The 7,986-nt window shown below is 49.0% G+C and carries 9 protein-coding genes; 2 read left to right on the top strand and 7 right to left on the bottom strand.

The window, feature by feature from the left end:
- Positions 1 to 3: 3 nt before the first annotated feature.
- From E2I14_RS14005 to mpl, 3 genes are read right to left on the bottom strand one after another with little or no spacing between them, the layout of a single operon-like run.
- Complete coding sequence (locus tag E2I14_RS14005; RefSeq protein ID WP_133329587.1) at positions 4 to 600, bottom strand: chorismate--pyruvate lyase family protein; 597 nt, start codon at positions 598 to 600, stop codon at positions 4 to 6.
- Complete coding sequence (locus E2I14_RS14010) at positions 590 to 1,159, bottom strand: YqiA/YcfP family alpha/beta fold hydrolase (RefSeq protein WP_133329589.1); 570 nt, start codon at positions 1,157 to 1,159, stop codon at positions 590 to 592. Before E2I14_RS14010 ends, E2I14_RS14005 begins: the two co-directional genes overlap by 11 nt.
- A complete protein-coding gene (gene mpl / locus E2I14_RS14015) occupies positions 1,156 to 2,553 on the bottom strand; it encodes a UDP-N-acetylmuramate:L-alanyl-gamma-D-glutamyl-meso-diaminopimelate ligase (RefSeq protein ID WP_133329591.1) in 1,398 nt (465 codons plus the stop codon). Before mpl ends, E2I14_RS14010 begins: the two co-directional genes overlap by 4 nt.
- A 232-nt stretch (positions 2,554 to 2,785) precedes the next feature.
- On the opposite strand from mpl, the gene E2I14_RS14020 reads away from it, so the two are divergent.
- Positions 2,786 to 3,439, top strand: a complete 654-nt coding sequence (locus E2I14_RS14020; RefSeq protein WP_227544743.1) for a hypothetical protein — start codon at positions 2,786 to 2,788, stop codon at positions 3,437 to 3,439.
- On the top strand, positions 3,436 to 3,960 hold the full coding sequence (locus E2I14_RS14025; RefSeq protein WP_133329593.1) for a TlpA family protein disulfide reductase: 525 nt from the start codon (positions 3,436 to 3,438) through the stop codon (positions 3,958 to 3,960). Before E2I14_RS14020 ends, E2I14_RS14025 begins: the two co-directional genes overlap by 4 nt.
- A 579-nt stretch (positions 3,961 to 4,539) precedes the next feature.
- Here E2I14_RS14025 and E2I14_RS14030 read toward each other — a convergent pair.
- From E2I14_RS14030 to E2I14_RS14045, 4 genes are all read right to left on the bottom strand, one after another.
- Entirely contained in the window at positions 4,540 to 5,328 is a 789-nt protein-coding gene (locus tag E2I14_RS14030) for a hypothetical protein (RefSeq protein ID WP_133329595.1), read from the bottom strand.
- 278 nt (positions 5,329 to 5,606) lie between these two features.
- Complete coding sequence (locus tag E2I14_RS14035) at positions 5,607 to 6,395, bottom strand: hypothetical protein (RefSeq protein ID WP_133329597.1); 789 nt, start codon at positions 6,393 to 6,395, stop codon at positions 5,607 to 5,609.
- Positions 6,396 to 6,556: 161 nt separating this feature from the next.
- On the bottom strand, positions 6,557 to 7,564 hold the full coding sequence (locus E2I14_RS14040) for a DUF2515 family protein (RefSeq protein ID WP_133329599.1): 1,008 nt from the start codon (positions 7,562 to 7,564) through the stop codon (positions 6,557 to 6,559).
- A 3-nt stretch (positions 7,565 to 7,567) separates the two neighbouring features.
- A partial coding sequence (locus E2I14_RS14045) for a DUF2345 domain-containing protein (protein ID WP_133329601.1) occupies positions 7,568 to 7,986 on the bottom strand: 419 nt, incomplete at its 5' end.

The following is a 7,986-nucleotide window of genomic DNA, read 5'->3' on the forward strand; positions in this document are numbered from 1 at the left end:
AAATTAATTCGTGTTCGATACCAATGTGCGGGTTAATTGCGCCACTGTTGGTAAAAATAATTCAGTCACTAGCATCACGCCACCGCGCCGGTGAAACAAGGAGCGCCGCGCGAATAATGGTTGGCATACCTTTATCGCTAAACCTTCGCGCTGAAGCAGTAGCCGCGCGCGTTGCATGGCTGGATGATTCGGCTGCAAGCGCGCAAATTGCAATTGTCCACGCTTAACTTGTGGATCACCAAACAAGGTGCTGCCTAGTGATTTATTGCCCAAGGTTCTAAATAACGGCCATTGGCTGGCATTAGAATTTAACGGCAAAATTGTGTGGGCATACACGGCTGGCATGCCATCACAACGCAGCAATACTTCGCGCGCATGGACTTTGGCGATACGTGGCAAACCAATGGCGGCGAATTCGTCAGCCCAACTAAAGTCGGCTTGCTGATAAACCCGCTGTACTTGAAACTGCTTGCTATGCGCGATTAGTTTTGCAGTCAGCGAGCCGCGATCGGCCAGCCAATGGCGCATGGCTGCTGGCGCATGCACATGATTAACGTGCTCGTGCCAGTGCGCGCAAATGGGACTGAGCTTAGCTTGCATCGCAAAACGCCAGCACGTCGTCGATATAGTTAGCAAAATCAGCAATGCCGTGATCGCTGCCTTGAATAATATGCTGCTTTGCGCGCGGATAATGCGCCACCATTTCTTGCCAATCAAGCACTTCGTCACCGGTTGCCGCAATCAAAAAATAGCGTTCGGGGTGGGTGATGTGGTCGATCGAAAATAGCGGTAACTCGGCAACGTACTCCTGCTTAAACTCAAACACTTCATCGCTGTGATACATGGTGGTCACGCCCACATAGGACGATAAATCACGGGGCGGCTTGACCGCAGGATTTAAAAGTACGGCTCGGCAGCCATATTGCTCTGCGAGGAAGGTTGCATAAAATCCGCCCAAGGACGAGCCAATAATCGTCAGTTTGCTTGTATCCACATTCGTCAACAGTTGCTGGCACAGTTCTATCGCCAGTTTAGGTGAAGCCGGTAATTGCGGGCAGATAAATTCGTCCAGCCGACCAGCAGCGCGCAGGGTTTGCGCCATCAATGTCGATTTGAACGAAGCCGGCGACGAGCGAAAACCGTGTAAGTAGAGAATCATGCGGCGGGTTGTTGCGAAGCGGCCAATTGCAGCGTTAGTGCGTCCACCACTTTTTGGTGTATTCCGCCAAAGCCGCCGTTGCTCATCATTAAAATTGAATCGCCAGAACGTGCTTGCTCAACTATCGCTTGCTGCATTTGCGCTAAATCGTGGAAGCAGAAAACTGGCGTCCCTTGCGCGCTTAGTGGTGCTAACGCTTCGGCTAAATCCCAACCCAAGGCATCGCGACCACTGCTTGCGCCGTAGGCAAACACGATATCGGCTTGGGCTAAGGCAGCGGGTAAAGCGGCTTTCATGCTACCCAATTTCATGGTATTGGAGCGTGGTTCCAGCACGGCCAAAATTCGGCCCGCGCCGACTTTGTCGCGCAAACCAGCAATCGTGGTCGTGATGGCAGTTGGATGGTGCGCGAAATCGTCGTACACCGTGATGCCGTTGACCACACCGCGCACTTCCATGCGGCGTTTGACGTTGTTGAATTGACTTAATGCGTGTAATGATAATTCAGGCGTGATGCCAACATGCATTGCGGCGGCAATCGCTGCTAGGGCATTTTGGCGATTGTGTTCGCCTTGTAATTGCCATTGTAATTGGCCGTGCGGCGTGGTGTGGAAATACAATTGATCGCCCTTAAAATGCCAGCCATCTTCCACACCAAAGCTAACTTTATCGCTCCAGCAGCCGCGTTTTAATACGCGTTGTAACGACTCCTCGCGCCCATTGACTACCAACTGACCGATGCCGGGCACGGTGCGCACGAGATGGTGGAATTGCGTTTCGATGGCGGCTAAATCGGGGAAGATGTCCGCGTGATCGTATTCCAAATTATTCAGAATCGCGGTCTTGGCGTGGTAATGGACAAACTTGCTGCGCTTGTCAAAAAAAGCCGAGTCGTACTCGTCTGCTTCAATCACAAAAAAACTCGACGGTTCATCTGGATTAACACCAAGCCGCGCAGAAATACCAAAATTGCTCGGCACACCGCCGATTAAAAAGCCGGGTGCGTAGCCAGCATCTTCCAAAATCCAAGCTAGCATCGCCGAGGTGGTCGTTTTGCCGTGTGTACCCGCCACAGCCAAGACCCATTTGCCGCACAAAATATGTTCGCCCATCCAAGCGGGGCCGGAACAATAAGGCAGACCCCGATTTAAGATTTCTTCCATCAAGGCATTACCGCGTGAGACGACGTTGCCGACCACGTACAAATCAATCTCATCGCTGATTTGATCGGCTGTGTAGCCTTCGGTTAATTCAATCCCTTGTTCGCGTAGTTGGGTACTCATTGGTGGATACACGTTGGCATCGCAACCGGTGACGGTGTGACCAGCTTGTCGCGCCAAGACGGCCAATCCGCCCATAAAAGTGCCGCAAATACCAAGAATATGAATACGCATAAAGGCTAAAATCCCTGCTTTACAATGTCAAAAAATAATCAAACTGAGTGGAAACAATCATTGCGACGGTCAATTTGCGGCCAGCAGTGAAACACTCTGCTAGGCTAATAAGAGGCATCGCGCCGCAAGCTGGGCCGAAAAAAATAATCCCGCCATTTTACCTGTAGTGCAGGCCTTTCGGCTTGGGGTTATCATGGCAAATTATCGAATTAGTTGATGTTGATTTGAATTTATGACACCTTTTTCCGCCATGACTGATCTTGAACGGTCACATAAAGGCCAGATGGAAGAAATACGCCATCAAATAGCGACAGTTGCTGCTAAATTGATTGCTGAAGATGGAGCCACTTACGCCATTGCCAAAAGCAAGGCGGCGCAGCAAGTGTTGGGAAAGAACAAAGCTGCACAAGAGGTTTTGCCCGATAACGAGACAATTGATCAACAAATTCACGTTTATAACCAATTGTTTTTATCGCACAGCCAGCCGCAACGTCTGCTGCATTTGAGAACATGCGCGTTAAAGGTGATGCAAGAATTAGCGCAATTCATGCCGCATTTAACTGGCGCGGTGTTAAATGGAACTGCTGGCGAACACAGCGAGATCGTGCTGCATTTGTTTGTGGATAATACTAAAGACGTGGCGATTTATTTGCTCAACAAGGGAATTCAATTTGACGTGTCAGAATCGCATTCTCAACAAACGAATTTGCCCAAAAACAAAGGGCGCGCCGAACCGCAAGAAACCTTAAGTTTTATGTTGCATAATGAAGTGATCCATTTGATTTTATTTTCGGTGGACGATCTGCGTAACAGTTCTGCCAAGAAAACACCGCGCGCCACCATCGAAGCACTACAACTTTTAATTGAAGAAAGCAAAAGCACATGACATCTCGCACCGTGATCACTGGCATCGTTGCCATTATTTTTACCGGCCTGGGCGTTCTGGCCTCCAATTTGCACGCCGAAAAAGCCCAACCTAGCGACAGCTTATTTGCCTCCAGCTTGGCAACTGTCCCAGCACAAGCAAGTGGCGCAACCAAGCCCTTGGCGGATTACCGTAATAAAGTGGTCGTGGTCAATTTTTGGGCAACATGGTGCGCGCCCTGTGTAAAAGAAATGCCAGCCTTGTCGGACTTGCAAACCGAATTGACTGCCAAAAAAGTTAGCTTCATTGGCATTGGCATCGACAGTCCCGATGCCTTAGGCGAATTCGCGCAGAAATACAAAATTACTTATCCCTTATTCGTCGGCGGAATGTCCGGTACGCAGTTATCGACCGATTTAGGTAATAAGGCCGGCGGATTGCCATTTACGGTGATTTTGAATAAATCCGGTGAAGTCGTTAAAACTTATCGCGGTGCGTTGGATATGGCGCAGTTGAAGAAGGATATTTTGGCGGTGAAGTGATTTTTTGATCGACATCGATGTAAAAAAGCGGACTGATTAGTCCGTTTTTTTTATTCAAAATGTGATCCGCGTTGATTAATGTGTCCTGCCGGCACGGCGGACAATATCGGAAAGATCACAAAAAGAGCGATTTTTTTTCCGACCTATCCAAGTGTATCGACTTGAATTAATCCGCATTTGCAGCCGACTTAGCATGCTTCTTTCAACTTCTGCCAGCCAATCTACTTATGCTGAGCAATATTCACTGTATTTCGCTCCCGGCGCTTAGTCGACATTATTCACTGTGGACTGGGTTTTGTTGACGTCGGATAGCGCCACTTTTCATCTGTATCAAAGGTTTTGGTCGCCATCCTATTCGTGCTGTCGATGATCCCGGGGGATAAGTTTATCCGGTTGTTTTGATGCTCTCCGTTTGACCTGACGTGGTTTTATTTTGGCGCTGCAGCCTACCCTAGCCCGCGTATATTAGGGTATGACTTCGTTAGGTAGAATGGAGGTTGTCGGGCGTGCACAGCCACAGCAAGTAGGTTTTGTGTGGCTGTGGCCGCGGTGCCGAGTATTGTGCCGATGATGATCTGGTTACTCGTCTGGATCGTGGTAGGTCGTGTCGATACGGTATTTTTTTTCGGTGGCGAGTTGCGCTTCTTTTGCTGCGCGTTTGGATTTTCGATTTTGTCGAATGGATGGATATAAAGTCGTCCAGTTCATGCGTTCTTCACTACCGGGTTTAAAGTGCTGGCGTTCGAAGGCATTCCGACTCTGGAGTGTCATCGTAACAAAATAGGCGCCGGGTTTGTCGGGATCCATTTGGGTGGAATCGCGGCGAAATAGAAGCGAGAGATAAACGCCATTGGCATAAAAATTCCAGCACGTTCCATCCTTGAGTTGCATCCATTCCTCGAAGGTTGGAACGTAGGTGGCGTCATTCGAATACAACCCTTCCACTAATTGTGAATAGACGAGTGCGTCGCGGCCTGCGAGGCGGGGAAACACAGTCCCAATCTCGCGTTTCCATCCCGCTGTCTGAATAGTATTGAGGAGGGCGAAGAAAGCATTTTGGGCTTGTTGGTGGGAATAGGTGCCGGATGGTCCGAAAAGGATTGAAATGTCATATCCTTCAATTCCCTCTTGCGGCCAATAGCCAGGAACGGCGGTACCGATAATGTGTACGACGGTTGGTATAGTAAAAGTGTATGGCCCATTATCAACGGTGACGTTGCCGTAGGGGCCTGCAACTGACCAATCAAAACTATAAAAGGCTATAACTCCTTTAAAGTTTTTATCGTTAACGGCTAAATCATTTGGATACATGTTGATGAGATCGGCACCTTGTTGTCCGATGCGAATAGTGACGTTGGTTGTAGGCATATGCGCTTTCTTTAATAAAGGTTGAATGAGTTGATGGATCGGATACGTTATCCATGTTAGGTAGGGAGATACGCACCAGCAGAGGACAACAAACGCCAATACGCTAAGGACGGCCGCTAGAGATCGTTTCTGTTTGGATGGAATAGGTGGATTTTTGGTCATTATTCGAGCATGACTTCGTTAGTTAGGATGGAGGTTGTCGGGCGTGCCCAGCCACAGCAAGTAGGTTTTGTGTGGCTGTGGCCGCGGTGCCGAGTATTGTGCCGATGATGATCTGGTTACTCGTCTGGATCACGGTAGGTCGTGTCGATACGGTATTTTTTTTCGGTGGCGAGTTGCGCTTCTTTTGCTGCGCGTTTGGATTTTCGATTTTGTCGAATGGATGGATATAAAGTCGTCCAGTTCATGCGTTCTTCACTACCGGGTTTAAAGTGCTGGCGTTCGAAGCCATTCCGACTCTGGAGTGTCATCGTAACAAAATAGGCGCCGGGCTTGTTGGGATCCATTTGGGTGGAATCGCGGCGAAATAGAAGCGATAGATAAACGCCATTGGCATAAAAATTCCAGCACGTTCCATCCTTGAGTTGCATCCATTCCTCGAAGGTTGGAACGTAGGTGGCGTCATTCGAATACAACCCTTCCACTAATTGTGAATAGACGAGTGCGTCGCGGCCTGCGAGGCGGGGAAACACAGTCCCAATCTCGCGTTTCCATCCCGCTGTCTGAATGGTATTGAGGAGGGCGAAGAAAGCATTTTGGGCTTGTTGGTGGGAATAGGTGCCGGATGGTCCGAAAAGGATTGAAATATTGTATCCCTCGATCCCTTCTGCTGGCCAATCACCAGGAACGGCGGTACCGATGATGTATGTGACGGTTGGTATCGTAAAAGTGTATGGTCCATTATCAACGGTGACGTTGCCGTAAGGCCCCTTTACCGACCAATTAAAATCATAAAAAACAACTTCGCCATGAACATTTTTATCGTTAACGATTAGATCATTGGGGTACATTTTGGCGAGATCGGCACCTTGTTGTCCGATGCGAATAGTGACGTTGGTTGTGGGCATATGCGCTTTCTTTAATAAAGGTTGAATGAGTTGATGGATCGGATACGTTATCCATGTCAGGTAGGGAGATACGCACCAGCAGAGGACAACAAACGCCAATACGCTAAGGACGGTTGTGATCGAAAGTCTCAGTTTGGGTCGATGAGTTGGATTTTTGGTCGTCATTCGGGCATAACTTCGTTAGGTAGGATGGTCGTGTCGGGCATGTGCACCCATTCAGCCATGGTGGCTAGTTCGTCTTCTAATGTTTTTGTGCGTGTTTGCATCAGCCCGTGGTATTTTTCAGCCGCGGCATTTATCCATTTCATTCGACTATCGTAGCTCTCAAGCTTTATATCTTCTGGTGCTTTTGACTCCAATTCTGGATCGTCGGTGTCGGGTTTATGAGTAAATACGAGTTTTAATTCTGGAGAAAAATAGTTCACTCCCGGTACCCGTTGCACCTTGATCCAGTAACTAAAATCAGGATCGTCATAAATCAGCGGTTGGAGAATATTTTTTTGCTCGTGTACCGCCACGGCTAACAAATGCGCCAATTGCTTTCGCGGTTTTTCGTTATCGTCGACAGTATCAATGACTTCCAATAAATTAAACGCCTCGATAATTTCGGGGCTAATGGGTAACTGCTTAAGCGTGTTGAACGACGGGTCATACCAATCGAGTTTGGTCAATCCGTCGCGTACCGCAGCGACATAATCGGCGGTGATGGGGCGAGTCGCTGCGCATTGTTGAAAACTGGCTGGGTCGGCTGCCCAATACCAGTGGGTGGCGGCAATATCCATAAATAGCCACAGATTGCCTTTGCCCAATCCAGAGCGCACTTTGCTCGTTGGCAGGGCGCGCACCCGCTTGAACTCCATGGTGGACGCCACGGTCTTGCTGGCGAATGCGGCTAATCCGGCCCAATAAAAGCGTCCTTTTTTGTCTGGCTTACTGCATTGTTCTGTTTCCAAATAAAATCGGGCATAGGTTCCGGCAATGCGTCGTGCGCGAACTTCATAGTTTTCAATCAAACGGAAATGATGAGTTTTGATGTTGTAATTGCTTAGGCGGTCATAGGCGAACTGTGTCCCCAACGACCACATGACGGGGCAAGTTAATTTCAGCTCAACTTCACTGTTTGGTCGATTATTGGTCTTGCCTGTAACTGAAATTTTGGGTTCGGGCATTGTTTACTCCTTATCGTGTGCTGGTTTTTGGACGGTCGGAAAATGAAGGCCAAATTGAAGGGTATCTTCCGTTTTAGAGTGGATTGGTGCGGTCTTTCCGTGTGGCGGAGTTGTACTGATATGCGCGCCGTCGCTGCTTTGAAGGTGGTAACGCAGACCGGGCAAAGGGTCGCCGGACACCCCTTTGACAGCGAAGCGTTCGTTGTATAACTCCGATACTGGGTGTCCTTGGATATTGACTCCCATTGATTTCGGCCCCGCCATCAAATGCCCCGCCGCGTGTTCCAACCAATATCCGTTGGTGCCGTGGGTGATGCCATCTTTGCTCCATTCGGTAAAGCTGCCGCCACCGTTGATGACGACTTTTTTCTTGGCAGTGATGTAGATGCTTTCGTGGTCGCTGCGGAAAGTGAGTTCGCGTA

Origin of the sequence: Sapientia aquatica (assembly GCF_004358105.1) — a bacterium.
GTDB classification, from domain to species: Bacteria; Pseudomonadota; Gammaproteobacteria; order Burkholderiales; family Burkholderiaceae_D; genus Solimicrobium; species Solimicrobium aquaticum.